Genomic DNA, 23,106 nt, shown 5'->3' on the forward strand with positions numbered 1-23,106 from the left:
GCATCGCGGCCTTGTACGCCAACTGCCGCCGGAACTCGAAGAAGCCCATGTCGGACACGGCGCGCGACAGGTGCCGGTTCTGCACCATACCGCGCACGTTCAGGTCTTCGATGCCGATGGTGTGGAATCGCCGCGTCAGATCGGTTGTGAGCTTGTGCATGGCGTCCTGCCGGATGTTGCTTATCCGGGCGTGCAGACGCGCCAGTTTGACCTTGGCCTTGCGACGATTGGCCGAGCCCTTCTGCTTGCGGCTCAAGCTCCGGGACAAGCGCTGCAAGCGTTTCAGCAACGCTTTGTGTGCCTTCGGTCCCGGAACAGGCGGCTCCCCCGTCGAGAGCGTTGCCAGTGCCGAAACACCCAAATCCACGCCGACCGCGCCTTGGTTTTCGGCTTTGGGCAGGTGTGAATCATCTTCGGTGTCCACGGTGAGGCTGACAAACCACCTATCAGCCACACGGGAGATCGTGGCCGACAGGATCTTGCCAGCAAAGCGCAACGACTCACGTATCCGCACCCAACCCAGATTCGGGATGCGGATGCGCGAGCCTGCGACGCTGAACTGATCGTTGGTGAGGGTGAAGCGGTCGTGCACGCCCTTCTTGTGAAACTTCGGATAGCGGGCGCGACCCGCGAAGAAGTTTTTGAACGCCTCGCCCAGTTGGATGATCGCCATCTGCGGCGCGTTCTTGGTCACTTCCAGCATCCATGGAAACTGCTCGCGCTTGAGCGCGTTGAGCTGGCGGCGCAGCGCCATCTGCGAAGGCTTCGGCAGACTGTTGTCGAGCTTCCAGGCTTCGTACTGGCGCTGCCATTCGGCCAGTGCCCAGTTATAGGCAAAGCGCGCCGTACCGGCCGCGCGGGCAAAGTACGTCGCCTGTACGTTGTTGGGTTTGAGCGCGATACGGTGGGCGATCAGCATTGCGAGGACTCCACGGCTTGCTTCACGCCATCGAGCAGTTTCTGGTTCTTGCGTGAGCGGCTGCCGTACAGCCGGGCGGAAAAGACCGTGATGATTTCCAGCACATCCTCCGCCAGGTCTTCTTCAAACGTCGTGTCCGCATCTTGACCCTGCTGCGCAGGGCTGGCGTCGCTTCGCGAACCCTGATTGAGAATCACCACTTCGACGTTCTTGGCCTCACAGATCGCAAAGACAAGCTCCGCGCCGAAGCGTAGCAGCCTGTCTTTGTGCGTAATCACCAACCGCCCGATCTGACCGTCCACAATGGCATCCAGCAAGCGCTTCAAGCCTTTCTTGTGGTAGTTCATGCCGGAGCCGAGATCGGCGATGACCTCGAACGTCCAGCCTTGGCGGGCGCAATAAAGTTCAAGCACTTGCTTCTGCCGCTCCAGATCGTCCTTCTGATCGTGGCTGGATACGCGGGCGTAGGCGATGGTGCGTCGATTCGCCTCGTCCTCGGTGCGGAACATCTCCGGGCGCAGCTTCGCCAAGTCGTAGCGGCGATGGCCGCCCGCCGTGTGCTCGGCCTCCAGCTTGCCCGCCGCTTCCCAGCGCCGCAGTGTCGTAATCGAAACCCCCAGCGCCCGCGCGGTCTCACCTATACCTACGAATCTTTCCATATTGGAGAGATTAGAATAGCTTCATATAGATTTCAAATGAACTGTTAAAGCCCTTGGCATCGTTGAACCACTTGACGGTTCCGGTTTCGCGCTCAGCCATCCTACTTCTCCAACTCGATTCTTATTATTCCCGCTCGGGGATCAACGGACAGGCGTGATCTTCTTAGAATCAACGCCAGCGCCAAATATACCGCAGTGGCCATGACAAGTACGTTTCTGGCGTTCGCCGGCGCGTCAGCGTCGGCCCGACTGGAGCTCGGGGCGCTCACCACGCCACACAAGCAAACCGCCGGGCCAGCCAGCTCACCGCGCTCTTGCTGATCGACGCCTGCGCCAGAACCACAGCAGCAACATCCCGAGCGTGAGTATCAGCGGCACCAGACCGATATTGAAATTGAAGAATTTCAGCGCCCGCCTCAGCGCCGGATGCTGTTGCGCGGCAACACCATCGGCCATGAGCTGGAAAGCTCCAGCGCGAACGCTTCAAGCCTACGCCTGTGCAACCGTGGCGCCGGCTTGCTGAATGAGGATCAGGCGCTGGTTGCACGCTCGACCATCGAACAGAACTCGACCGGGTACGAGTCCGGCCGCGCTGGCGGCGTTTCCACTATGGGCCCGACGGCGCAGCCGTATGTACGGAACAGGCTCATCACCGGAATGACCCGCGCACTGCGCGAACAGGCCGCGATGAGCTTTCACCAAGCCCCGAGCAAGCGCTCAGCTGCCGAGCACCTTCAGCTTGGTGCGAATGAATTCCGAATGCGGGACATACAGCAGCTCGGCGATACGGCGGATCAGGTGGTCTTCGTATTTGTGGATGTCACCATCGGCGGCGGCGACGCGCCACAGTGCCTCGATCAGCACGACTCTATCTGCCATCGAATAGTGCGCATTGATCAACGATGTGAATTCATACAGCGATGTCGATCGCTCGGCCGATTCCTGAGCGGCGGCGACCAGGGATGCGAGTTCGGTATCGTCCAGCCCCGAGCTCTGGCGGATAGCTTCGATGATGGCTTTCTGTTCCTCTGGCTCGCTTTCATAGTCCGCACGGCCGACTTCGATCAGCAGCGCCGCCGCGGCCACCTCAATGCCCGGCAGCGTATAATTATTGTCCTCGCTGCGATCGAACAGCGCCTTGAGTGTTTTCAGCATGGTTCATCCCCTCTTGCAGGAGTTGCGTTAACGCGGGCTTGGCGGTTCCCGCGGCAATGTCTGGTCGCCATTGCAGAAGTCGTAGATCAGCAAGACCGACATCATGCCACCGTGACCGCAATCGAATGCGCGTCGTGCATCACCTCAGCGCAGTCACGATCAATACCGGCCGATCCCTACCCAGGCTTGCGTCACGGAAATGGTCGGTACAAGCTGCCGCCACCGTTTGGCACACCGCATCGGGCGCGCCAAGTTCTGCAGCCTGCCCACTGCATCATCACAGAGGATTCCCCATGTGCGCACCACTACGCTTACCGTCGGTCTGCTGCTATCCGCTGACGCTTACGCCCTTTCGCTATCCGAGCTCAGCCAGGGCGATGCCAGCAAGGACTCAAAGACGCGCTCAGTCAGGGCACCCAAGTCGCGGTGCAATACAATAGCTCGGGCGACCAGGCGGTTTCAGTAATGAGCCAGAGCTGCGCATCGAGCTGCCGGGCACCACCGGCAGGGCTTCGCGCATGCTGAAAATGATGCGCATGGGCGCCCAGGTCGAACAGTTGGAAACCGGCATGAACAAGGCCGCCGAGGCGGCCGTACCGCAAGCTCAGGCGCTATTGCTGGAGGCGGTGAAGAAGATGAGCGTAGCCGACGCCAAGGCCGTCCTTGCCGGTGGCCACGACTGGGCAACGCAATGCCTGAACAAGAAACGTTTTCAAGGCTGCACACGATGTATCACGGAGAAAGATTCAACGCCTGGACGCACCTGACCGGTGGTGTGCTGGCGCTCATCGGAACGGTCTGCTTGCTGGTCCTGGCGGCCCTGGATGGAGACCTGGCGAAAATCGTCAGCGTCGCCATCTACGGTTTCACCCTGGTGTTGCTGTACAGCACCTCCACGCTTTATCACAGCGTTCGTGGCCGCGCCAAAGCGGTGATGCAAAAGCTCGATCACCTGTCGATCTATCTGTTGATCGCCGGCAGTTACACACCCTTCTGCCTGGTCACCCTGCGCGGCAGCTGGGGCTGGTGGCTGTTCGGGATCGTCTGGTCACTGGCGGTCATCGGCATGCTGCAGGAGATCAAACCGCGGTCGGAAGCGCGGGTGCTGTCGATCGTCATCTACGCGGTCATGGGCTGGATTGTGCTGGTGGCGGTCAAACCACTGCTCGCCGCGCTCGGCACCGCCGGCTTCAGCTGGCTGGTGGCCGGCGGCGTGCTCTATACGGTGGGCATCGTCTTCTTTGCCTACGATCAGCGCTTCCGCCACTGGCACGGCATCTGGCACCTGTTTGTCATCGGCGGCAGCCTGCTGCATTTCGTGGCCATCCTGCGCTATGTGGTCTGACCCCGTTCAGCTGAGCGTGTCGATCACAGTTCGTGCATGCGATTGACCTGTTGCGCCAGCCGCATGGTCTCGTGCTCCTCGAGCTGGAGCATCTCGCCGAGCAGCTCGCTCGCCTTGCCCAGTCCAGGCCGTTTTTCCAGCGAGCGATACAGATTGATGATCCGGTTGTGAATGGCGAATACTTCTCGTGAGAGATCGTCGACGCCCATCTGTGCATAGGCCTCACTGTCGAGGTCCAGCCCAAGCATCTCGCCCTCTAGCGCCTCGGGCAGCCGGGCTTGGAGGGCGCGCGGGTCGGCGTGTTCCTTGATCCGAGCAATCGTACGGGTCAACTCTTGCTCGTGCTGCGCGAGATAGACCAGCAGCATCTTGGCCAGCGAGTCGCTGCGGTCCTCTGCGCCCTCGGTCATGCAGGTGGACAGTCGGGTATGGGCCTGACTGGTCCAGTCGATCAGCTCTTCGCATCGTTCGATGTTCATGGCACCTCCATCCGCCGCATCTGTTTGCCGAGCAGGATAGCCGGCAAGTTTGCAGGTAAAGCGGTAGTCCGATGCAAACACGTGCAGCCCGGGTTGGCCAGTGCAGGGTATCGGTCACCGGCGTGTTCATCGTTAACAAAGTGTTCCAAAGCCAGCGAACGCGACCGGCCATGATCAGGCGCGGGGGTGGAACAGGATGTCGAACGACGTCCAGCCGTCGCGGCTGCGGCAATGGATCTCGCCATGGTGCGCTTCGATGATCGAGCGGGTGATGGCCAGGCCCAGTCCGGCGTTGTTCGGGTTGCCCTCACGCCGCGCCGGGTCGACGCGATAGAAACGATCGAACAGTCGCGGCAAGTGCTGTTTCGGGATGCTCGCACCGGGATTGCCGATGCTCAACGCCACACCCTGGTCGGTCGCCACGATATCCAGCCGGATCGTGCCGCTGTCGGGCGTATAGCGCAACGCATTGGACAGCAGGTTCGACAGCGCACGACGCAGCATGGAGGGATCCCCCTGGATGCGCGCATCGCCCGACAGCACGAAGCGGATACCGCGCTCGTCGGCGGTCAGCTGGTAGAAATCCAGCAACGTCTCGCACAGCCCATGCAGCTCGATCGACTGCCGTTCGGGAACGACCAACCCATTATCGGCTTTCGCCAGGAACAACATGTCGTCGATCATCCGCGCCATGCGCCGCAGTTCTTCCAGGTTCGAGTAGAGGTTCTCCTGATAATCCTCGCGGCTGCGTGCACGGGTCAGCACCACCTCGGTGTGCGTCATCAGATTGGACAGCGGCGTGCGCAACTCATGGGCGATGTCGGCGGAGAAGTTCGACAGCCGCACGAAGGCATCTTCCAACCGCGCCAGCATCGCATTGAAGGCCACCACCAGTTGCTGCAGTTCGGCCGGTGTGGATTCGGTAGGAATGCGCTCGGTCAGCGACTTCGCCGACACCGATGCCGCCACCAGGGTGACCTCGCGTAACGGCTTCAGGCCGCTGCGCGCCAACAACCAGCCGAGCACGCCACTGAGCAGCCCACAGAGCGCCAGCGCCCCACAAAGCCAACCCGCAAGGGTGCGCAAGAACACCTTGTGTGTGGTGATATCGAGCGCCAACTCGATGCTCAGCGGCTTCCCCGCCACCTCGACCACACCGGCTTGGCGGCGCCATACCCGGGTTTCACGCTGCACCTCGCCGTCGACGGAGCCGTGCGCCTGCGTTTTAGCCGAATCAGTGGCACTGCTCGCGGCGAACAGCAACCTGTCCTTGGCGTCGACAATCCTTACCACCAGATCACTATGGCCGCCGAGCAAGGCCTGCAGCTGCGGGCGCCGCGCGTCGAATTGGGCCAGGTCATCGATGCCTTTCAGCAGCTCGCGGCCGGCCCGGAGCTTGTCTTCCAGCGTGTGCCGGTCCAGTTCGTCGAAATGGTGCTGACTCAGCTGATAGAAGAAGAAGCCCGCCGCGCCGAGTACGCCGGTGACCGCCAACATGAACATCAGGCTCAGCCTGGCGGTTAGCGACAGCTGCTTCATCAGCTTGGGTCCGGCTCGTCGAGCATATAGCCCATGCCTCGCGCGGTGTGGATGAGCTTGGGCTCGAAACCATCGTCGATCTTGGCGCGAAGCCTGCGAATCGCCACCTCGATGACGTTGGTGTCGCTGTCGAAATTCATGTCCCAGACCTGCGACGCGATCAGCGATTTGGGGAGTACTTCGCCGCGCCGACGCAGCAGCAGCTCCAGCAGGGCGAACTCCTTGGCGGTCAGGTCAATGCGCTGACCGGCACGGATAGCGCGGCGCTTGAGCAGATCCACCTCCAGATCGGCAATGCTCAGCTGGGTCTGCAAGGCAGCCGCACTGCCCCTGCGCAGCAACGTGCGGACCCGCGCCAGCAGTTCGGAAAAGGCGAAGGGTTTGATCAGGTAGTCATCAGCGCCCAGTTCCAGCCCCTTGACCCGGTCCTCTACGCGATCACGCGCGGTGAGAAACAACACCGGCACCTCCTGCCCTGCCGCACGGACCATACGCAGCACTTCCCACCCGTCCAGCCCCGGCATCATCACGTCCAGGATCAACAGGTCGTAGGGCGTGCTCAGCACATGCTGCAAGGCGTCGGTGCCGCTGGTGACACGGTCCACGGAGAATCCTGCCTCGCTGAGGCCCTGTTGCAGATAGGTCCCGGTTTTCGGTTCGTCTTCAGCGACCAGAAGCTTCATTCGGCTCGTCCTCTTTTCCATCGCCCAAGTCTGCCGGTATCACCGCTGACGAACCACAAGCTGACAGAAATGTAATCTTCCGCTCAGCTTACAGAAAGCCGCGTCAGGCTATGTTGGTATCCAGACAAAGCGTTCGTTGTAGCACCTTGACCTTGCCATTATGGCAAGGTTGACGATCAAGCCCAGCCGGACTGACCGGCATCAACGGAGGGTTTCTCATGAATTTCACCCAGCTCCAGGTTCAAGGCATGACGTGCGGCGCCTGCGTTCGACACGTCACTCAAGCATTGAACACCGTTAGCGGAGTCAATGCTGTCGAGGTCGATCTGCAAAGCGGACGGGTACGTGTCGACGGGGACGCCGACAATGCTGCGATGATTGCCGCGCTGGACGAGGCCGGCTATCCCACTCAGCTCGCGAGCCAGACCACCCCCGACGTCGCACCCAAGACAGGCTGTGGCAGCGGCTGCGGTTGTCGTTGATTTTTCGTTCAGGAGAGCTGTCATGCGTTTCATCAAACCCAAACTGGCGATCATTGCCGCTCTGTTAATGGCCGGCAGCGCCCATGCCGCCGATGTGATCGACGTGCACCGGGACGCCAACTGCGGTTGCTGCAAGGACTGGGTCAAGTACCTGCAGGACAATGGCTACGAAGTCCGCGACCACGTAGAAAGCAACATGTCGGCCGTCAAGCAGCGCCTGGGCGTCGCCCCGCGGCTAGGCTCGTGCCACACCGGCGTGATCGACGGCAAATTCGTTGAAGGTCACGTGCCCGTCGCACAGATCCGTGAGCTGCAGCAGCGCGATGACCTGCTTGGTGTCGCTGCGCCCGGCATGCCAGCTGGCTCGCCCGGCATGGATTATGGCCAGCCGGCCCAGGCCTATCAGGTCATCGGCCTGACCGCCGAGGGCACTGACCTGGTCCTGGCAAACTACCCGGCAGAGTGAATCTGGCCGGAACCGCTTCGCTTGCCTGCCTCAGCATTGGCGGGCGTATTTGCACTCAGAGCTGACCAAACAGGATCTCCATGCGCAGTACATCCTCGCGCCGCACCTTCGTCAAAAGCCTGGCCGCCGGAGGCGTTGTCGCCGGGCTGGGGGTTTGGCGCCAGCCCGTATGGGCGGTGGCACGCCCCGGCCAGTCGAACGACCAGGGTATATTGGCGGGCACCGAATTCGACCTGACCATCGACTCGCTCGACGTGAACTTCAGCGGCCGCGAACGCACTGCCATGGCCATCAACGGGAGCATCCCGGGCCCGCTGCTGCGCTGGCGCGAAGGCGACACCGTGACGCTACGGGTGCGTAACCGCCTGCCGCAGGACACCTCGATCCACTGGCACGGCATCCTGCTGCCCGCCAACATGGATGGCGTGCCGGGCTTCAGCTTCGCCGGCATCGCGCCGAACGGCATGTACGAGTACCGGTTTCGCGTCAAACAGAGCGGCACCTACTGGTACCACAGCCATTCGGCCTTCCAAGAACAGCTTGGAGTCTACGGACCACTGGTTATCGATCCGCTCGAGCCCGAACCCTTCGAATATGCGCGCGACTACGTGGTGATGCTCAGCGACTGGACCGATGAAGGCCCGGCGCGCGTACTCGACAAGCTGAAAAAGCAGTCCGACTACTACAACCGTGGCCGGCGGACTTTGGGCGACTTTATCGATGATGTGGCGGACCAGGGCTGGCGCGAGACGATGAGTAATCGCTGGGCCTGGGCGAAGATGAAGATGACGCCCACCGATCTCGCCGACATCAGCGGCGAAACCTACACCTACTTGCTCAACGGACAAGCACCGGACGACAACTGGACCGGCGTTTTCGAGCCGGGCGAGCGGGTTCGCCTGCGCCTGATCAACGGCTCGGCGATGACCTATTTCGACTTTCGCATTCCTGGCCTGAAGCTCACCGTGGTGGCGGTGGACGGCCAGCATGTCGAGCCGGTCGAGGTCGACGAACTGCGCCTGGCGGTGGCCGAAACGGTCGACGTCATCGTCTCGCCGGACGGCAGCCAGCCGGCCTACACGCTTTTCGCCCAGTCGATGGATCGCAGCGGCTACGCTCGCGGCACGCTGGCCGTTCGCCAGGGTCTGAGCGCGCCGGTGCCCGAGCTCGATGCGCGTCCCGAGCTGAGCATGGAAGACATGGGCCATGGCGACCACGGCGCGCCTGCGGCCCAGCCGTCCATGCAGCACGAAGCTCCACCCCAGGGCCAGATGGACCACAGCCAGATGCAGCCGTCGAGCATCGGCGGCATGGATCATTCGGCTATGGGCCATGGTGGCAGCGCCATGGCCAGCAATCAGATGCAGACGCACCCTGCCAGCGAGAACGGCAATCCGCTGGTCGACATGCAGACGATGATGCCAGTGCCAAAGCTGGATGATCCGGGTATCGGCCTGCGCGACAACGGCCGCCGGGTACTGACCTACGCCGACCTGCGCAGCACCTTTCCCGACCCGGACGGTCGCGAGCCGACACGCACCATCGAGCTGCACCTGACCGGCCACATGGAGCGCTTCGCCTGGTCATTTGACGGCATTCCGTACGCCAAATCCGAGCCGATCCGTCTCAGCTACGACGAGCGGGTGCGCTTCGTGCTGGTCAACGACTCCATGATGCACCACCCCATTCACCTGCATGGAATGTGGAGCGACCTGGAGGACGAGCACGGCAACTTCAAGCTGCGCAAGCACACCATCGACATGCCACCCGGCTCCAGACGCAGCTATCGCGTCACGGCTGACGCACTGGGGCGCTGGGCCTATCACTGCCACCTGCTGATGCACATGGACCTCGGGATGTTCCGCGAAGTCCGGGTCGAAGAATGAAGGAGAACATCATGAGCTTTTTAAACCGCAACTCGCTGATTGCTTTCGGCTTTTTCACGGCCTTGCCCTTTACTGCGCTGCAGGCGCAGACCGAGCACGACGGCCACCATCCGGAAGGAGCCCCGCCGCAGCAATCCGCTCCCAAGGCCGGCCACCCGCAGACGCAACAAGGCGGAATGATGCCCCATGAGGGGATGGGGATGGGCCAAGAGGGCATGGATCACGACCAGATGATGCAGATGCATGAGCAGCACATGGGGTCCGGGCAGATGGACCAGGGCAGCATGGGCGAGCGCCCGCAGCCAGCCCAAGGGAGCGACGAAAAGAGCCCCCGGCATGACGATTAAACTCGCGCTTTTCGGCGCGCTCTGCCTGACTGCCGCCACCAGCCAGGCGCAGGACGCGATGAACCACTCGGGCCATGCCGGTCACTCATCGGCTGGCCCCGTGCGCGCTGAACAGCATGGTCAGGACCCCATGCAGCCGGACCAGGGCATGATCGACCATCGAGCGATGGATCAGTCAGGGCATGCAATGCCGCATCCCCCGCCAACGGGTATCCCGCCAAGAGAGGCAACACGCCCTCCGGTCCCAACCCTTAGCCCCGCCGACATCGAGGCGGCCTTTCCCGACCTGCCCGAACACGGCGCGCATCAGGGCAGCCGCCATTTCATGTTTGTCGCCGACGAGCTGGAATGGCAGGACGCCGATGCCGGAAGCACGCTGGCCTGGGATCTGAGCGGCTGGGCTGGCGGCGACATCGATCGGCTGGCCTTCCGCTCGGAAGGCGAGCGGACCAATGGGCATACCGGAGAAGCCGAACTGCAGCTGCTCTGGAGCCATGCCATCGGACCCTGGTGGGAAACCGTCGCTGGTGTTCGCCAGGACTTCAAACCCGGCTCGCCGCAAACCTGGGCTGCATTCGGCGCGCAGGGAATGCCGCTGTACGGGCTGGAAACCGAAGCCACGGCGTTTATTGGTGAGGGCGGCCAGTCAGCGCTCCGCTTGAAAGCCGAATACGACATGTTGCTGACTCAGCGCTGGGTGCTTCGGCCCACGGCAGAGATCAACCTGCATGGTCGCACGGACGAATCCCGTGGCATCGGCTCCGGGCTCAGCGATGCCAGCATTGGGCTCCGGCTGCGCTATGAAATCAGTCGACAGTTTGCACCTTACGTGGGCGTCAGCTGGAGCCGGGCTTACGGCAACAGCGCCGACCTGCAGCGGGCCGAGGGTGAAGACACAAGCGAGGCCCGCCTGGTGGCGGGCATCCGATTCTGGTTCTGAGGTAATGGGTGATGTTCAAAATCCTGACGACATTGCTACTGGCTGCATTGGTCTTGATTCTGGCCGCTGCCGCCGTGGTCTACTTCGGAGTCGTCAATGTCGCGGCCGACGTTCCGCATAGCGGGCCGATCCGGGCGCTATTGGAGACGGCTCGCCAACGTTCCGTCGCGGTTCGCGCCGAAGCCATAGAGGTGCCAGAACTGAGCGATGCTGAACTGATTCGCTCGGGTGCCGGTAACTACGAGGCCATGTGCGTCGCCTGCCATCTCGCGCCGGGGTTCGGGCCGACCGAACTGAGTGAGAATCTCAGCCCTGCGCCGCCGAATCTGACTGACGCCAACCGCAGGCGCGACCCGGCCAAGGATTTCTGGACGATCAAACACGGGATCCAGGCCACCGGCATGCCCGCCTGGGGCAAGAGCATGGACGACGGCTCTATCTGGGAGCTGGTCGCCGTGCTCGAGCAGCTGCCAGCACTAACGGCCATGGAATATAGAACGCTGGTGGCAGCCAGCAGTGGCCATCATCACGGCGGTGGCGGTGGCGGTGGCGGCGAGACTCACATGCCCAGCGGTGCACCCGGTACTGCCGCCGACCACCATGGCGACATGCGCTCGGCTGAAGACCATCATCCGGCGATGGAGCCCAAACCTGAAATCCACCGTCACGCCGACGGCAGCGATCACGCTCATTGATCGGCTGCCCGCCGCGTCTCGATCAGACGCTGCAGAGGCCCTTCGGTTTAGCCCTAGGCCGCTGCAACTGGTTCGATGCCGGAGGCTACCTTACCGAAGGCAGGCTGGCGGTAGGCGTCGTGCCACGCCTGGTAGCGCTGATCCTGCCAGACCCGCGAGTGCAGTTGCGCCATACCGTCCGGATCGTTCAGCAAGCGCCAGCGGGCCGCTTCGGCAGCACCGTTCGGTCCTGCATCGAGGATCTGCTGCATGCGCTGCTCACGCAGCAACTCGGCACTCGGCACCACCTTGGCATGCCGCGCCCGCGCCATCCCGCACACCAGCGCGTTGCAGATGGGATCGACAGCGGCTGCGATAAAGCCTTTCGTCAGGGCATTGGCCTGGTTCTCCCGCGTATAGCGGTCGGTCGATGCCAGCTCCTGCGGCGGCTTGAACTCCTCCGGGATCAGGAACAGCTTATGGCGAAACGCCGCCAGACCGAGACCGGTACGGCTGGTGATCACCGATACAGGCGCCGACAGGATCAGCGAAACCACGATCGGCGCCAGCCACCAGAGGAAGGCAGGGTCGAGCCAGCCCACCAATGCCGTCCAGAGCACGCCCAGCAGCATTTGCGGGCCGTGCCGGCGCAAGGCTTCGCTCCAAGGAGTCGCGTTATCGGCGCGCTGCGGTGAATTCCACTGCACCGACCAGCCGAGAAACGCAGCGCTGACGAATACCGTGTGGAACAACATGCGCACCGGCGCGGCGAGCATCGAGAACAGGCTCTCCAGCAGCATCGACAACAACAGACGAGTGCGCCCGCCGTACTCGTGAGCGCCCTTAATACAGATCAGCAAGACGCTGAGCAGCTTCGGCAGGAACAGCAGCGTCAAGGTCGCCGTGAACAGCGCGATGGCTTCCTGCGGGTGCCATTGCGGCCACAAGGGATACAGCTGGTTCGGCTGCAGGAAATATTTCGGCACCATCAGCGTGTGAATCGCCAGCAGCCCCGTCGACAACGCCAGGAAGACGAACCACAGCGGCGCAGACAGGTAAGACATCACCCCGGTCAGGAACACGAAGCGGTGCACCGTGTGCATGCCCTTGACCAGAAACAGCCGGAAATTCATCAGGTTGCCGTGGCACCAGCGGCGGTCGCGCTTGAGTTCGTCAAGCAGGTTGGGCGGCAACTCCTCGTAGCTGCCCGGTAGGTCATAGGCGATCCACACCTCCCACCCCGCGCGACGCATCAGCGCCGCTTCGACGAAGTCATGGGAAAGGATATCTCCGGCGAAAGCGCCCTTGCCGGGCAACGGCGCCAGGGCGCAGTGCTCGATGAACGGTTTGACCCGGATGATCGCGTTGTGGCCCCAGTAGTGCGACTCGCCCAGCTGCCAGAAATTGAGCCCGGCCGTGAACAGCGGACCGTAGACCCGTGTGGCGAACTGCTGCATGCGCGCGTATAGCGTATCCATGCCCGAAGCCTTCGGCGCCGTCTGGATGATGCCTGCGCCGGGGTTGGCCTCCATCAGCCGCACCAGACTGGTCAGGCAATCGCCGCTCATCACGCTGTCGGCATCGAGCACCACCATGTAGCGGTAGCTGCTGCCCCAGCGCCGGCAGAAGTCATCGATGTTGCCACTCTTGCGCTTCACCCGACGGCGGCGACGGCGGTAGAAGATATGGCCGAAGCCATCGACTTCGCGACAGACCTCCAGCCAGGCCTTCTGCTCGGCGACACAGGTATCGGGATCATTGCTGTCGCTGAGCACGAAGATATCGAAGTGCTCCATTTGCCCCGTTGCCCTGAGCGACTCGAAGGTCGCGCGCAGCCCGGCGAATACACGCGGCACATCCTCGTTGGCAATCGGCATCACCAGCGCCGTGCGCGCCTCGCGCGGGATTGGCTCGTCGCCAAGGGTAGTCGCCGAAATGTTGTAGCGGTCATTGCCCTTGAGCAGCTGAAAGAAGCCCACCAGCGCCGTCCAGAAACCCACCGACACCCAGCAGAACAACAGGGCGAACAGCAACAGAATGCTGGTTTGCACAACATACGGAAGAATCTGCCGCGCCGATTCTTGCAGCGGCTGCTGGAACACCTCCTGCAGATCGACCAGCGCCCAGCCCTGATACGGCAGCACCGATTTCATGTGCCAGGTGGCAATCACCGTCTGCAGCAGCATCAGCACCAGCAGTGTAGCGCGCCGGACCGCCGCCACCCGGCGCCAGCCCGAACGATCGACGGACTGAGCCGGAGGCATTGCCACCGTGCGGTTCTTCTTGCGTAGCAAGCGCCACCAGCTGAGTCGTAAGACGTTGGTATGCCAAGGCTCCGGCACCATGCGCGTGCGCACGATGGGCGGTGTCGACTCGATGCAGACGCGCCCCTGATGGTCGCGCGTGAGTGCCTTGGCTCGCTCCAGGGTTTCGCCCCAGCCGAGTTTCAGACGAGCGGCGACCGAGCCCAGCAAATCGCCTCCGCTCGGCTCGCCGTCGCTGGCAGTCGGCACCGCCCGGCCCAATGCCCGATGGATATCCTCCAGCGCTCCATCGCCCTGAGCCATGTTCTCGATCAGGGCTTGGCGCTGCGGATCATCTAGGGGCAGTTGGCTGATGTAGCGCCCGGTAATCGAAGGGTCCACGGGACTATTCATTGGTCGGGATCTGGTAGCTCCAGGTTTCGGAAAGCGTCTTCTCGCCCTCCACCAGCGCTGCCCTTAGTTCAACCGGTTGTTTGGGATCTCGAACCTTCAAACGCAAGGTCAGCCGCCAGCCATCGGTCACCGGGTTATGCCGCAGGTTGTTTTCCACCAGCTCGGCATTGTCACCAATGCTGACCCGCGTGCTGACCGGCGCGTCTGCAGGCAGCTCGGCCAGGTTGGGGCCGATGAAATCCACGATCAGCGCGGTGCTGCCGTCAGGCTGGCGAATCAGGTTGGACTGTTTGACATCGCCTGCAGACAGACGGGTCTGGCTGACCCAGGCAAGTTTCGGATCATGCAGCGCAGGTTCATCCATAGTGAAGTGCAGGCGGTACTCGAAATCCAGCGGCTCGCCGGGCTCCGGACGCTGCTCCGGGACCCAGAAGGCAACGATGTTGTCATTGGTTTCGTCAGGCGTAGGAATTTCGATCAGTTCCACGCGGCCCTTGCCCCAATCGCCCTTGGGCTCGACCCAGCCGCTGGGCCGCAGCTCGTAGCGGTCGTCCAGATCCTCGTAGCGGCCGAAGTCGCGGGTGCGCTGGAGCAGCCCGAAACCGCGCGGGTTCTCGACCGCGTAGCTGCTGATAGCCAGCCGTTTGGGATTGTTCAGCGGCCGCCAGATCCACTCGTCAGCGCCGGTATGAATCGCCAGCCCCTCGGAGTCGTGCAGCTGCGGCCGGTAGTTGAGCAGTTCGCTTGGCTGGTTGGCGCCGAACAGATACATGCTGGTGAGCGCAGCGATGCCCAGCTTCTCCACCGGCTCACGCAGATAGACCCGCGCTTTGACATCGACCGTGCTGTCCTTGCCCGGCGTGACCACCATCCGATAAGCACCGGTAGCGCGCGGAGAGTCAAGCAGCGCATAGATCACCAGGTTGCGACGGTCAGCTTCGGGGCGTTCGATCCAGAATTCGCGAAAGCGTGGAAACTCCTCTCCGCTCGGCAGCGCTGTATCGATAGCCAGACCGCGTGCAGACAGGCCGTATACCTGATCCTTGCCGATTACCCGGAAATAGCTGGCGCCGAGCAGCGTCATCAGCTCATCGGCCTTATCCGGCTCGTTCAGCGGATAAAGCACTTTGAAACCGGCAAACCCAAGGTTTTCCAGTGCAGCAGGTTCGATCTCAACGTTGCCGAACTCGAACATGTCCGGGCTATAGCGCACCTTCTCGATGCCTTGGGCGGTGATCTCGTTGATTCGCACCGGCACATTGAAATGCATGCCCTGATGGTAGAACCGCACGTCGAAAGGTGTCGGCGCGTCATGCCAGAGCGCCTTGTCACTTCGGAAGCGCAGCTGCTGATAGTCAGCGAACGCCATGTCGCGGAACACCGGCGGCAGATTGCTGTTCGGCGCTGCATAGCCTTCGGCCGCCAGCTTTTCCGCCTTGGCCGCGACATCATCGAGGCTGAATGCCCAGCTACTGCAGGCAAACAGACCCAAACACAGACTCAACGTCAGTGCCCGACCTGAGCGAGCCGCTGATTTGAAATGATAGGTACGTGACACATCGCCTCCTGAGCTAGCACGATTACTGCTGACCGCGTTGCGGCCCGGTTCGCTGTTGTTGATCTTGCGCAGCGGCAAACGATTCACTGCGAAGCCAAGCAAAGCGGCAAATCATCCCACGCCGCATGTGTGCCGGCCAGCTACCTGGAGCGGACTGTTTCACATCGCATGCAGTCGTCTGACGCCCGGCGCTAAAGGGCTGAGACCAGGCGACCGGCGGTCAGCTCGATGTATTATAGAAGGGTGAACGCCCCCCGCTTGACCCGTTCCGAATCCAACCCGATCTGCACCTCGAACACGCCGGGCTCGGCAACCCGCTCGAGTTGCGCGTTAACGAATTTCAGGTCCTTTTCTTCGAGCTTGAAGCGGACCTCCCGCTTCTCGCCGGCCTTGAGGAAAACCTTGCGAAACCCTTTGAGCTCCTTCACCGGACGGATCACCGACGCCACCTCATCCCGAACGTACAACTGCACGACCGTCGCACCATCACGCGACCCGGTGTTCTTCAGCGTCACGCTTGCTTCCAGGCCACCGCCACGCGGCATGCTAGGGCTGGACAAGCGCACCTCGGACAATTCGAAGTCGGTATAGCTCAGGCCATAGCCGAAGGGATAAAGCGGTCCATTGGGTACCTCAAAGTACTGCGAGGTGTAGTTGCCCGGCTTGCCCTCGACATAGGGCCGACCGACGCGCAGGTGGTTGTAATGGGTGGGGATCTGCCCAACCGAACGTGGAAAGGAGATCGGCAGCTTGCCGGCGGGATTCTGATCACCAAAGAGCACGTCTGCAATGGCATGTCCCCCCTTCGGTACCACTGAACCAGGTTTCTACAACCGCATCGGCGTTGGCCTTCGCCCAGTTGAGGTCCAGCGGACGGCCATTCATCAGCACCAGCACCAGCGGCTTGCCGGTCTTCTTGAGCGCTTTCAAAAGTGCTTGTTGGGTTTTCGGTATCTGCAAACTGGTGCGACTCGACGCTTCATGGGACATGCCGCGCGATTCACCCACTGCGGCAACGATCACGTCGGCCTGTTTGGCAATTGCGACCGCTTCGGCGACCATTGTTTCCGGTGAGCGGGGGTCTTGCACCACCTCAGAGTTGTCCCAGTTGAGAAAGTTCAGGTACTCGACCAGGTGCGGATCGTCGGTAATATTGGCGCCGCGGGCGTGATGCAGATCCGCCCTGTCGCCCAGTGCGTCGAGCAAGCCCTGGCGCAGGGTCACCGACTGTTTGGCGACGCCGGCAGCGGACCAGCTACCCATCATGTCGACCGGCGAATCGGCCAGCGGTCCCACCAGCGCGATGGTTCCGCGTTTTTGCAGCGGCAAGGTCTGCTCCTTGTTTTCCAGCAGCACGATCGATTCGCGCGCGACGGCTCTGGCGGCCTCGCGATGCAAACGGCTTTGCGCGTTGACATCTGCCGGATCGTCTTTGGCCGAGCCGATGCGTCGGAACGGGTCATGGAACAGGCCCATGTCGTACTTGGCGCCCAGCACCTCGCGCACGGCCGTGTCGATCTCACCGATGCCGACCTCACCCGACGCCACCAGCCCCGGCAACTCCTTGCGATACAAGGTGTCGGCCATGCTCATGTCGATGCCGGCCTTGATCGCCAGCTTTGCCGCCTCGCGGCCGTCCTCGGCAACGCCATGACGCATCAGCTCGCTGATCGCGCCGTGATCGCTGAGGGCGACGCCGTCAAAGCCCCAGTCGCGCCGCAGCAGATCCTGCAGTAGCCAGGTATTGGCGCTGGCCGGCACGCCGTTGATCGAATTGAGCGCCACCATCACGCCGCCCGCCCCGGCGTCGATAGCAGCGCGATAAGGCGGCAGGTAGTCCTGATGCATGCGCATCGGGCTCATATCCACCACGTTGTAGTCACGCCCGCCCTCGACCGCACCGTACAGGGCGAAATGCTTGACGCTCGCGGTCACGCTGTCCGCCGCGGCTGGCGATTGGCCCTGGTAGGCCTGCACCATGGTGCGCGCGATTTCCGACACCAGATACGGGTCTTCGCCAAAGCCTTCGGATGTCCGCCCCCAGCGCGGATCGCGGGAAATGTCGACCATAGGCGCGAAAGTCATGTCCAGGCCGTCAGCACTGGCTTCGATGGCCTGCACGCGGCCGCTGCTGGCAATAGTGTCGAGATCCCAGCTGGAGGCCAGGCCCAGGCCGATGGGAAAGATCGTCCGGTGACCATGCACCACGTCATAGGCAAAGAAGATCGGGATCTTCATCCGGCTGCGCAGGGCAGCCTGTTGCATCGGTCGGTTGTCGTGGCGGGTGACGGTATTGAAGGTGCCGCCAATATGGCCCGCTTTCAGTTCGTCGAGGATGCGTTCGCGCGGCATATCGCCGCCGATGCTGATCAACCGCAACTGGCCGATTTTCTCTTCCAGCGTCATCTGTTCGATAAGGCTGGCGATAAAGGCCGGCTTGTCATCCAGCAAAGGGGAATGAGGTTCGGCGGCGATAGATTGCAGCGAAAGACCGGCCAGCAGGCCGAGCATGAACAGCCGTTTCATTATGCGGAGATTCCTGAGCCTGAGAGGCTAATGGGACAAACCATCTGATTCCGGCACGGCCGGGTTAAGCGTTGCCGAGGATGTGTTTTGCGATGGATTACAACCCGCGCTACCCACTGGCGGCACAGCCATTACGGCGTGCCGCTGTGGGCATTCGGAATTACAGGCGTGCGGGGCACGCCGTTCGTCTTGCCAGGAACCGTAGCGGTCCGTTTGAGCAGGCCGCCAGGGGTACGCCATCCCTCAGCCAAATCGGCAAGCGCGGCTGGCATGGACGGGATCGGACCCCTTCGTCAGACCGGGTTATCTTGCTGCGGGGAAACGCTTCACGGAGGCTAGCCAGGCGTCATCCAGACGGTTCTGATCGATCTCCATCCCGCGCGCTTCCATCATGTCGCGATGCTGATTGATTTCCCCTGTCACTTCACTGAGCGAGGCGCTGTTGCCATCGAGCTGATGCATCTGCGTCAGCCCGAGGTGATAGAAGCGCAGCAGCTTGATCGCCGCGGGATCATCCGCCGCCACGCCCGCCGTGACATGGTGCATGACATTGGTGACACTCATCAGGCTGCGTTTGAGGTTCCAGCCGTAAGCAGCGCAAGCCATCCAGGACTGCTGCAGATAGACAAAGCGCACCAATGCGGCGGTCAGCAGCAAACCGGCCACGACCCCTGCCACGTTCCACCTCAGGTTATCTGCACCCGCCTCGCCGAACAGCGCAACGGCCAGGGTCGCCAGCCCCATCGCCAGCACTGCAAAGGTCACGGCGACAACCAGCGTGCTGCGTCGCGTCTGTTGCCGGTAGGTTTCCGGGCTGAGCGACTTGATTTCGAATACCACCATGAGTGCGCGATCCTTGGGCTGGACGGAGAGAAAATGCCGACGGGCGTTGCATTATCACCCAGCCAAGCTTTAGGCGGCTGATACGGGACAGCCTTTGTGTCGCCCGTCGAAGATCACCATCGGGGCTGCCGGACTCGACATGCCAACCACGTCGCAGCACAACCAACCCGCAGACTTTCAAGCGTCAGCACCAGGCACTATGATCAGCGCATCCTGTCCTTGGCAGCCAAAGGGGCCTCTGTCATGAGCCGCTACGAAATATCGTTTTCCGGCGCACTCGCTCCGGGCGCAAAGCTGGAGCAGGTCGAGGCCAACCTGACTCGCCTGTTCCAGGCCGACGCCCAGCGCATCGCCGTGCTGTTTTCCGGTCGGCGGATCGTGATCAAGCAGGACCTCGACCATGCCAGCGTCGAGAAGTATCGCCAGGCCATGGCCCGCGCGGGAGCCATCGCCGACGTGCGACCGATGCCGGTTGAAGTCGAGGAAATCGAGCTCGCCCCGCCACCGTCGGAAGACCCGGTCCCGGCACCGCAGGCTTCTGCCGCTGCAGCATCGCCACAACCGTTGAAGGTCGCCCCGCGCGACGAATACATGGCGGCCTTCGTCGACGTCGAGGCGCCGGACTTCGGCATCGCGCCGGTCGGCGTCGATCTTCAGGACGCCCGCACCCCCGTGCAGCCGCCTGCTGTCGACTTGTCACAGTTCAGCCTGGCACCGGTGGGCAGCGACATGGGCGAACGGCGCCGCGCCAGCGATGCGCCTGTACCAGACACCTCTCATCTGAAGTTGGTGGACTGATCCCCGCCCAGCAGGATGGCTTTTACTCCACCCACCTGACCAGAAGCGACCTCCCGGCCCTGTAGGGTGGGCTTCAGCCCACCGACGCGACCTTGCAGGCGAACTCCCAACACCGACCCGCGCTCCAAACCTACAAGCCCGCAAAGAGCCTGTATTCATGGATCTTGTCGTTGCCCGCAGCGAAGGCCTGTATTGCCCGCCTGGTGATTTCTACATCGACCCCTGGCGGCCGGTGGAACGCGCCGTCATCACCCACGCCCACGGCGACCATGCGCGCTGGGGCATGGGCCATTACCTGGCCTCCCGCGACAGCGAAGGCATCCTGCGCTCGCGGATCGCCGCCGACATGCCACTGCAGACGCTGGGCTACGGCGAATCCATCGAGCATCACGGCGTAAAGCTCAGCTTCCATCCCGCCGGCCATGTGCTCGGTTCCGCCCAGGTGCGACTGGAATACAGGGGCGAAGTCTGGGTCGCCTCGGGCGACTACAAGGTGGAGCCGGACGGCACTTGCGCACCCTTCGAGCCGGTGCGCTGCCACACCTTTATCACCGAATCGACCTTTGGCCTGCCGATTTACAAATGGCCCTCCCAGGCCGAGATATTCCGCGAGATCAACGACTGGTGGCGCGCCAACGCGGCGGCCGGGCGCGCCAGCGTGCTGTTCTGCTACGCCTTCGGCAAGGCACAGCGCATCCTGCACGGGCTGGACGAGCGCATCGGCACCATCGTCGTCCACGGCGCCGTCGAGCCGCTGAACAAGGTCTACCGCGAAGGCGGCATCTATCTGCCCCCAACCGTCTATGCCGGCGACCTGACGAAAGGTGACCCGCGCCTGAAGCACGCCATCATCCTCGCCCCGCCCTCCGCTGGCGGCAGCACCTGGATGCGCCGTTTCGGCGACTACGCCGACGCCTTCGCCAGTGGCTGGATGATGCTGCGCGGCACCCGTCGCCGGCGCGGCGTCGACCGCGGCTTCGTGCTCTCCGACCATGCCGACTGGCCGGGCCTGCTCTGGGCCATCGAGCAGACCGGCGCCGAACGGGTGATGGTGACCCACGGTTCCGTTGCAGTCCTGGTGCGCTACCTGCGCGAGATGCGCGGGCTCGATGCCCAGGCCTTCGAGACCGAATACGGTGACGAGGATGACGCCACGTCCCAGGAGGCCGAATGACCCGCAGTCATGCCTTAGCTGCCCGACCGCCGAACATCGGTCGTGAGATTCGATGCAACCACCCTTGCAGGCGCGAGGCTGCTCACGAACCGGAACCCTTGCGTCGTCACGGATCGCCAGCAAGCTGGCTCCTACCAAAGAGCATCAATACTGAGCTTCGTCACCACCCTTGCAGCCGCGCGCTTGCTCGCAAAGAGGCCGCCTCCGCCGCTGAAGGCGGGCCGAAATGAAAGCCTTTGCCACCCTCTACAGCCGCCTTGACGCCACCACCTCGAGCAACGCCAAGCTCGCCGCGATGCGCGACTATTTTCGTGGTGCCGATCCGGCCGACGCCGCCTGGGCGGTCTACTTTCTGGCCGGCGGGCGGCCGCGGCAGCTGGTCCCGACCCGCGTGCTGCGCGAAACCGCCATGCAGGCCTCGGGCTTGCCGGAATGGCTGTTCGAGGAAAGCTACCAGGCCGTCGGCGACATGGCCGAGACCATCTCGCTGTTGATGCCCGAGGCCGAACACAGCTCCGGGGACGGGCTGGCCGTGTGGATGCAGGACAAGCTGCTGCCGCTGCGCGGCCTGCCACCGGAAGAGCTGACCGAACGCCTGCCGGCGCTATGGGCACAGCTGGATCGGCTGAGCCTGATGGTCTGCATCAAGCTGATCACCGGCGCCTTTCGCGTCGGCGTGTCGAAACTGCTGGTCACCCGCGCGCTGGCCTCGCTGGGCGAGCTCGATCCCAAACGCGTCGCGCAACGGCTGGTGGGCTACACCGACCTGTCCCATCGCCCCAGCGCCGAAGGCTACCGTGCCCTGATCGCCGAGGAGTCCGAGCATGAGCACGCCCAGCGCGGCGGCCAGCCCTACCCGTTCTTTCTCGCCCACTCGTTGCAGGCGCCGGTCGAGGAGTTCGACATGCTGCTCGGTGCGCCGGAGAACTGGTTCATCGAATGGAAGTGGGACGGCATCCGTGCGCAGCTGGTCAAGCGCGACGGGCAGATCTGGGTCTGGTCGCGTGGCGAAGAACTGGTCAGCGAGCGCTTCCCGGAGCTCTGCGAACTGGCCGGCTGCTTGCCGGACGGCACGGTGATCGACGGCGAGATCCTGGTCTGGAAGCATGCGCCCGGGGAACCTGCGACTGAACTCTTCGAGCAGCCAGAAAGCAATGCTGCCGACACAACCGAGCGCTTCGGCGTGCAGCCCTTCGCCCTGCTGCAACAACGCATCGGCCGCAAGAACCTCACCGCGAAAGTGCTGCAGGACGCGCCCGTCGTGGTGCTCGCCTACGACCTGCTGGAATGGCAGGGTGACGACTGGAGGCAGCGAGCGCACCACGAACGTCGGCAACAGCTCGAAGCCGTCGTCGCGCAATGCCCCAATCCACGGCTGATGCTGTCGCCGCTGGTGACCGGCCGTGACTGGACCGGTCTGGCGCGCCAGCGCGAGGCGTCCCGTGAGCGCGGCGTCGAGGGCATGATGATCAAGGCCCGCGCCGCGCAGTACGGCGTTGGCCGGACCAAGGACGTCGGCGTCTGGTGGAAATGGAAGATTGATCCGTATTCCGTCGATGCCGTGCTGATCTACGCCCAACGCGGGCACGGGCGACGCGCCAGTCTGTATACCGACTACACCTTTGCCGTCTGGGACGGCGAGCCGGGCGATCCCGAGCGCAAGCTGGTGCCTTTCGCCAAGGCCTACTCCGGGCTGACCGACGAAGAAATGCGCAAGGTCGACGCCATCGTGCGCAAAACCACCGTGGAGAAGTTCGGCCCCGTGCGCAGCGTGACGCCAACGCTGGTGTTCGAGCTGGGCTTTGAGGGCATCGCCGCCAGCAGCCGGCACAAAAGCGGCATCGCCGTGCGCTTCCCGCGGATGCTGCGTTGGCGTCTCGACAAGCCGGTGGATGAAGCCGATACGCTGGAGACGCTGAAGGAATTGCTCGGATGATGCCGCCTGGAGAAGTCGGGCAGAAGCATGACGCCCATGC

Annotated in this window: 20 protein-coding genes and 2 pseudogenes; 11 read left to right on the forward strand and 11 right to left on the reverse strand. The window is 62.9% G+C overall.

The window, feature by feature from the left end; all coding sequences use genetic code 11:
- From NA637_RS19440 to NA637_RS19455, 4 genes are all read right to left on the reverse strand, one after another.
- The coding region (locus NA637_RS19440) for an RNA-guided endonuclease InsQ/TnpB family protein (RefSeq protein ID WP_256074146.1) at positions 1-919 on the reverse strand (919 nt) is incomplete at its 3' end.
- Complete coding sequence (locus NA637_RS19445) at positions 913-1,578, reverse strand: IS607 family transposase (RefSeq protein WP_256074148.1); 666 nt, start codon at positions 1,576-1,578, stop codon at positions 913-915. The genes NA637_RS19440 and NA637_RS19445, both read right to left, overlap by 7 nt.
- 303 nt (positions 1,579-1,881) lie before the next feature.
- Positions 1,882-2,034 (reverse strand): hypothetical protein, encoded by a 153-nt coding sequence (locus tag NA637_RS19450; RefSeq protein WP_256074150.1) that lies wholly within the window; start codon positions 2,032-2,034, stop codon positions 1,882-1,884.
- A gap of 261 nt (positions 2,035-2,295) precedes the next feature.
- Positions 2,296-2,733: a TerB family tellurite resistance protein gene (locus tag NA637_RS19455; RefSeq protein ID WP_256074152.1), complete on the reverse strand. Its 438-nt coding sequence runs from the start codon at positions 2,731-2,733 to the stop codon at positions 2,296-2,298.
- A 295-nt stretch (positions 2,734-3,028) separates the two neighbouring features.
- Here NA637_RS19455 and NA637_RS19460 point away from each other — a divergent pair.
- Positions 3,029-3,437, forward strand: a pseudogene (locus NA637_RS19460) (DUF4197 domain-containing protein); the annotation flags it as partial.
- Positions 3,438-3,460: 23 nt separating this feature from the next.
- Positions 3,461-4,078, forward strand: coding sequence for a PAQR family membrane homeostasis protein TrhA (trhA, locus tag NA637_RS19465; RefSeq protein ID WP_256074154.1), 618 nt, complete (start codon positions 3,461-3,463; stop codon positions 4,076-4,078).
- Positions 4,079-4,101: 23 nt separating this feature from the next.
- Here the strand turns inward: trhA and NA637_RS19470 are convergent, their stop codons facing one another.
- The 3 genes from NA637_RS19470 to NA637_RS19480 all read right to left on the reverse strand — a co-directional run bounded on the left by NA637_RS19470 (position 4,102) and on the right by NA637_RS19480 (position 6,779).
- On the reverse strand, positions 4,102-4,557 hold the full coding sequence (locus NA637_RS19470) for an ATPase (protein WP_256074156.1): 456 nt from the start codon (positions 4,555-4,557) through the stop codon (positions 4,102-4,104).
- A gap of 174 nt (positions 4,558-4,731) precedes the next feature.
- Positions 4,732-6,096, reverse strand: coding sequence for a heavy metal sensor histidine kinase (locus NA637_RS19475; RefSeq protein ID WP_256074158.1), 1,365 nt, complete (start codon positions 6,094-6,096; stop codon positions 4,732-4,734).
- Positions 6,096-6,779, reverse strand: a complete 684-nt coding sequence (locus NA637_RS19480) for a heavy metal response regulator transcription factor (RefSeq protein ID WP_046162328.1) — start codon at positions 6,777-6,779, stop codon at positions 6,096-6,098. The genes NA637_RS19475 and NA637_RS19480 overlap by 1 nt, the downstream gene beginning before the upstream one ends.
- 218 nt (positions 6,780-6,997) lie before the next feature.
- On the opposite strand from NA637_RS19480, the gene NA637_RS19485 reads away from it, so the two are divergent.
- The 6 genes from NA637_RS19485 to NA637_RS19510 all read left to right on the forward strand — a co-directional run bounded on the left by NA637_RS19485 (position 6,998) and on the right by NA637_RS19510 (position 11,595).
- Entirely contained in the window at positions 6,998-7,261 is a 264-nt protein-coding gene (locus NA637_RS19485) for a heavy-metal-associated domain-containing protein (protein ID WP_256074160.1), read from the forward strand.
- A 22-nt stretch (positions 7,262-7,283) separates the two neighbouring features.
- Positions 7,284-7,727: a DUF411 domain-containing protein gene (locus NA637_RS19490; RefSeq protein WP_256074162.1), complete on the forward strand. Its 444-nt coding sequence runs from the start codon at positions 7,284-7,286 to the stop codon at positions 7,725-7,727.
- 80 nt (positions 7,728-7,807) lie between these two features.
- A complete protein-coding gene (locus NA637_RS19495; RefSeq protein WP_256074171.1) occupies positions 7,808-9,613 on the forward strand; it encodes a copper resistance system multicopper oxidase in 1,806 nt (601 codons plus the stop codon).
- The gene (locus tag NA637_RS19500; RefSeq protein WP_256074172.1) at positions 9,610-9,960 is read left to right on the forward strand and encodes a hypothetical protein; all 351 of its coding nucleotides are present in this window, start codon (positions 9,610-9,612) and stop codon (positions 9,958-9,960) included. Before NA637_RS19495 ends, NA637_RS19500 begins: the two co-directional genes overlap by 4 nt.
- Positions 9,950-10,900, forward strand: coding sequence for a copper resistance protein B (locus tag NA637_RS19505; RefSeq protein WP_256074173.1), 951 nt, complete (start codon positions 9,950-9,952; stop codon positions 10,898-10,900). The genes NA637_RS19500 and NA637_RS19505 overlap by 11 nt, the downstream gene beginning before the upstream one ends.
- Before the next feature lie 11 nt (positions 10,901-10,911).
- Positions 10,912-11,595 (forward strand): c-type cytochrome, encoded by a 684-nt coding sequence (locus NA637_RS19510; protein ID WP_256074174.1) that lies wholly within the window; start codon positions 10,912-10,914, stop codon positions 11,593-11,595.
- A 53-nt stretch (positions 11,596-11,648) separates the two neighbouring features.
- On the opposite strand, the gene mdoH is transcribed toward NA637_RS19510, so the two are convergent.
- The 4 genes and pseudogenes from mdoH to NA637_RS19530 form a co-directional block, all read right to left on the reverse strand.
- Positions 11,649-14,231: a glucans biosynthesis glucosyltransferase MdoH gene (gene mdoH, locus NA637_RS19515; RefSeq protein WP_256074175.1), complete on the reverse strand. Its 2,583-nt coding sequence runs from the start codon at positions 14,229-14,231 to the stop codon at positions 11,649-11,651.
- On the reverse strand, positions 14,224-15,741 hold the full coding sequence (locus NA637_RS19520) for a glucan biosynthesis protein G (RefSeq protein ID WP_256074185.1): 1,518 nt from the start codon (positions 15,739-15,741) through the stop codon (positions 14,224-14,226). The genes mdoH and NA637_RS19520 overlap by 8 nt, the downstream gene beginning before the upstream one ends.
- A gap of 281 nt (positions 15,742-16,022) precedes the next feature.
- Positions 16,023-18,315, reverse strand: a pseudogene (bglX, locus tag NA637_RS19525) (beta-glucosidase BglX).
- Positions 18,316-18,618: 303 nt separating this feature from the next.
- Positions 18,619-19,158: a DUF3087 domain-containing protein gene (locus tag NA637_RS19530; RefSeq protein WP_256074177.1), complete on the reverse strand. Its 540-nt coding sequence runs from the start codon at positions 19,156-19,158 to the stop codon at positions 18,619-18,621.
- Positions 19,159-19,401: 243 nt separating this feature from the next.
- Here NA637_RS19530 and NA637_RS19535 point away from each other — a divergent pair, with 243 nt between their 5' ends.
- The 3 genes from NA637_RS19535 to NA637_RS19545 all read left to right on the forward strand — a co-directional run bounded on the left by NA637_RS19535 (position 19,402) and on the right by NA637_RS19545 (position 23,066).
- Complete coding sequence (locus NA637_RS19535) at positions 19,402-19,956, forward strand: hypothetical protein (protein ID WP_256074179.1); 555 nt, start codon at positions 19,402-19,404, stop codon at positions 19,954-19,956.
- 157 nt (positions 19,957-20,113) lie between these two features.
- On the forward strand, positions 20,114-21,130 hold the full coding sequence (locus NA637_RS19540) for a ligase-associated DNA damage response exonuclease (RefSeq protein ID WP_256074181.1): 1,017 nt from the start codon (positions 20,114-20,116) through the stop codon (positions 21,128-21,130).
- Positions 21,131-21,356: 226 nt separating this feature from the next.
- Positions 21,357-23,066 carry an ATP-dependent DNA ligase gene (locus NA637_RS19545; RefSeq protein WP_256074183.1) on the forward strand — a complete coding sequence of 570 codons (1,710 nt, stop codon included), beginning with the start codon at positions 21,357-21,359 and terminating at the stop codon, positions 23,064-23,066.
- Positions 23,067-23,106 lie beyond the last annotated feature (40 nt).

This window comes from Stutzerimonas stutzeri (assembly GCF_024448935.1).
Classification (GTDB): Bacteria; Pseudomonadota; Gammaproteobacteria; order Pseudomonadales; family Pseudomonadaceae; genus Stutzerimonas; species Stutzerimonas stutzeri_AO.

Bases quoted from the DNA above. Each gene is read 5' to 3' on its own strand.
- NA637_RS19530 (WP_256074177.1), bottom strand. From the start codon at position 19,158: ATGGTGGTATTCGAAATCAAGTCGCTCAGCCCGGAAACCTACCGGCAA.
- NA637_RS19450 (WP_256074150.1), bottom strand. From the start codon at position 2,034: ATGGCCGATGGTGTTGCCGCGCAACAGCATCCGGCGCTGAGGCGGGCG.
- NA637_RS19455 (WP_256074152.1), bottom strand. From the start codon at position 2,733: ATGCTGAAAACACTCAAGGCGCTGTTCGATCGCAGCGAGGACAATAAT.
- NA637_RS19445 (WP_256074148.1), bottom strand. From the start codon at position 1,578: ATGGAAAGATTCGTAGGTATAGGTGAGACCGCGCGGGCGCTGGGGGTT.
- NA637_RS19540 (WP_256074181.1), top strand. From the start codon at position 20,114: ATGGATCTTGTCGTTGCCCGCAGCGAAGGCCTGTATTGCCCGCCTGGT.
- NA637_RS19485 (WP_256074160.1), top strand. From the start codon at position 6,998: ATGAATTTCACCCAGCTCCAGGTTCAAGGCATGACGTGCGGCGCCTGC.
- trhA (WP_256074154.1), top strand. From the start codon at position 3,461: ATGTATCACGGAGAAAGATTCAACGCCTGGACGCACCTGACCGGTGGT.
- NA637_RS19505 (WP_256074173.1), top strand. From the start codon at position 9,950: ATGACGATTAAACTCGCGCTTTTCGGCGCGCTCTGCCTGACTGCCGCC.
- NA637_RS19490 (WP_256074162.1), top strand. From the start codon at position 7,284: ATGCGTTTCATCAAACCCAAACTGGCGATCATTGCCGCTCTGTTAATG.
- NA637_RS19535 (WP_256074179.1), top strand. From the start codon at position 19,402: ATGAGCCGCTACGAAATATCGTTTTCCGGCGCACTCGCTCCGGGCGCA.
- NA637_RS19470 (WP_256074156.1), bottom strand. From the start codon at position 4,557: ATGAACATCGAACGATGCGAAGAGCTGATCGACTGGACCAGTCAGGCC.
- NA637_RS19500 (WP_256074172.1), top strand. From the start codon at position 9,610: ATGAAGGAGAACATCATGAGCTTTTTAAACCGCAACTCGCTGATTGCT.
- NA637_RS19495 (WP_256074171.1), top strand. From the start codon at position 7,808: ATGCGCAGTACATCCTCGCGCCGCACCTTCGTCAAAAGCCTGGCCGCC.
- NA637_RS19475 (WP_256074158.1), bottom strand. From the start codon at position 6,096: ATGAAGCAGCTGTCGCTAACCGCCAGGCTGAGCCTGATGTTCATGTTG.
- NA637_RS19510 (WP_256074174.1), top strand. From the start codon at position 10,912: ATGTTCAAAATCCTGACGACATTGCTACTGGCTGCATTGGTCTTGATT.
- mdoH (WP_256074175.1), bottom strand. From the start codon at position 14,231: ATGAATAGTCCCGTGGACCCTTCGATTACCGGGCGCTACATCAGCCAA.
- NA637_RS19545 (WP_256074183.1), top strand. From the start codon at position 21,357: ATGAAAGCCTTTGCCACCCTCTACAGCCGCCTTGACGCCACCACCTCG.
- NA637_RS19480 (WP_046162328.1), bottom strand. From the start codon at position 6,779: ATGAAGCTTCTGGTCGCTGAAGACGAACCGAAAACCGGGACCTATCTG.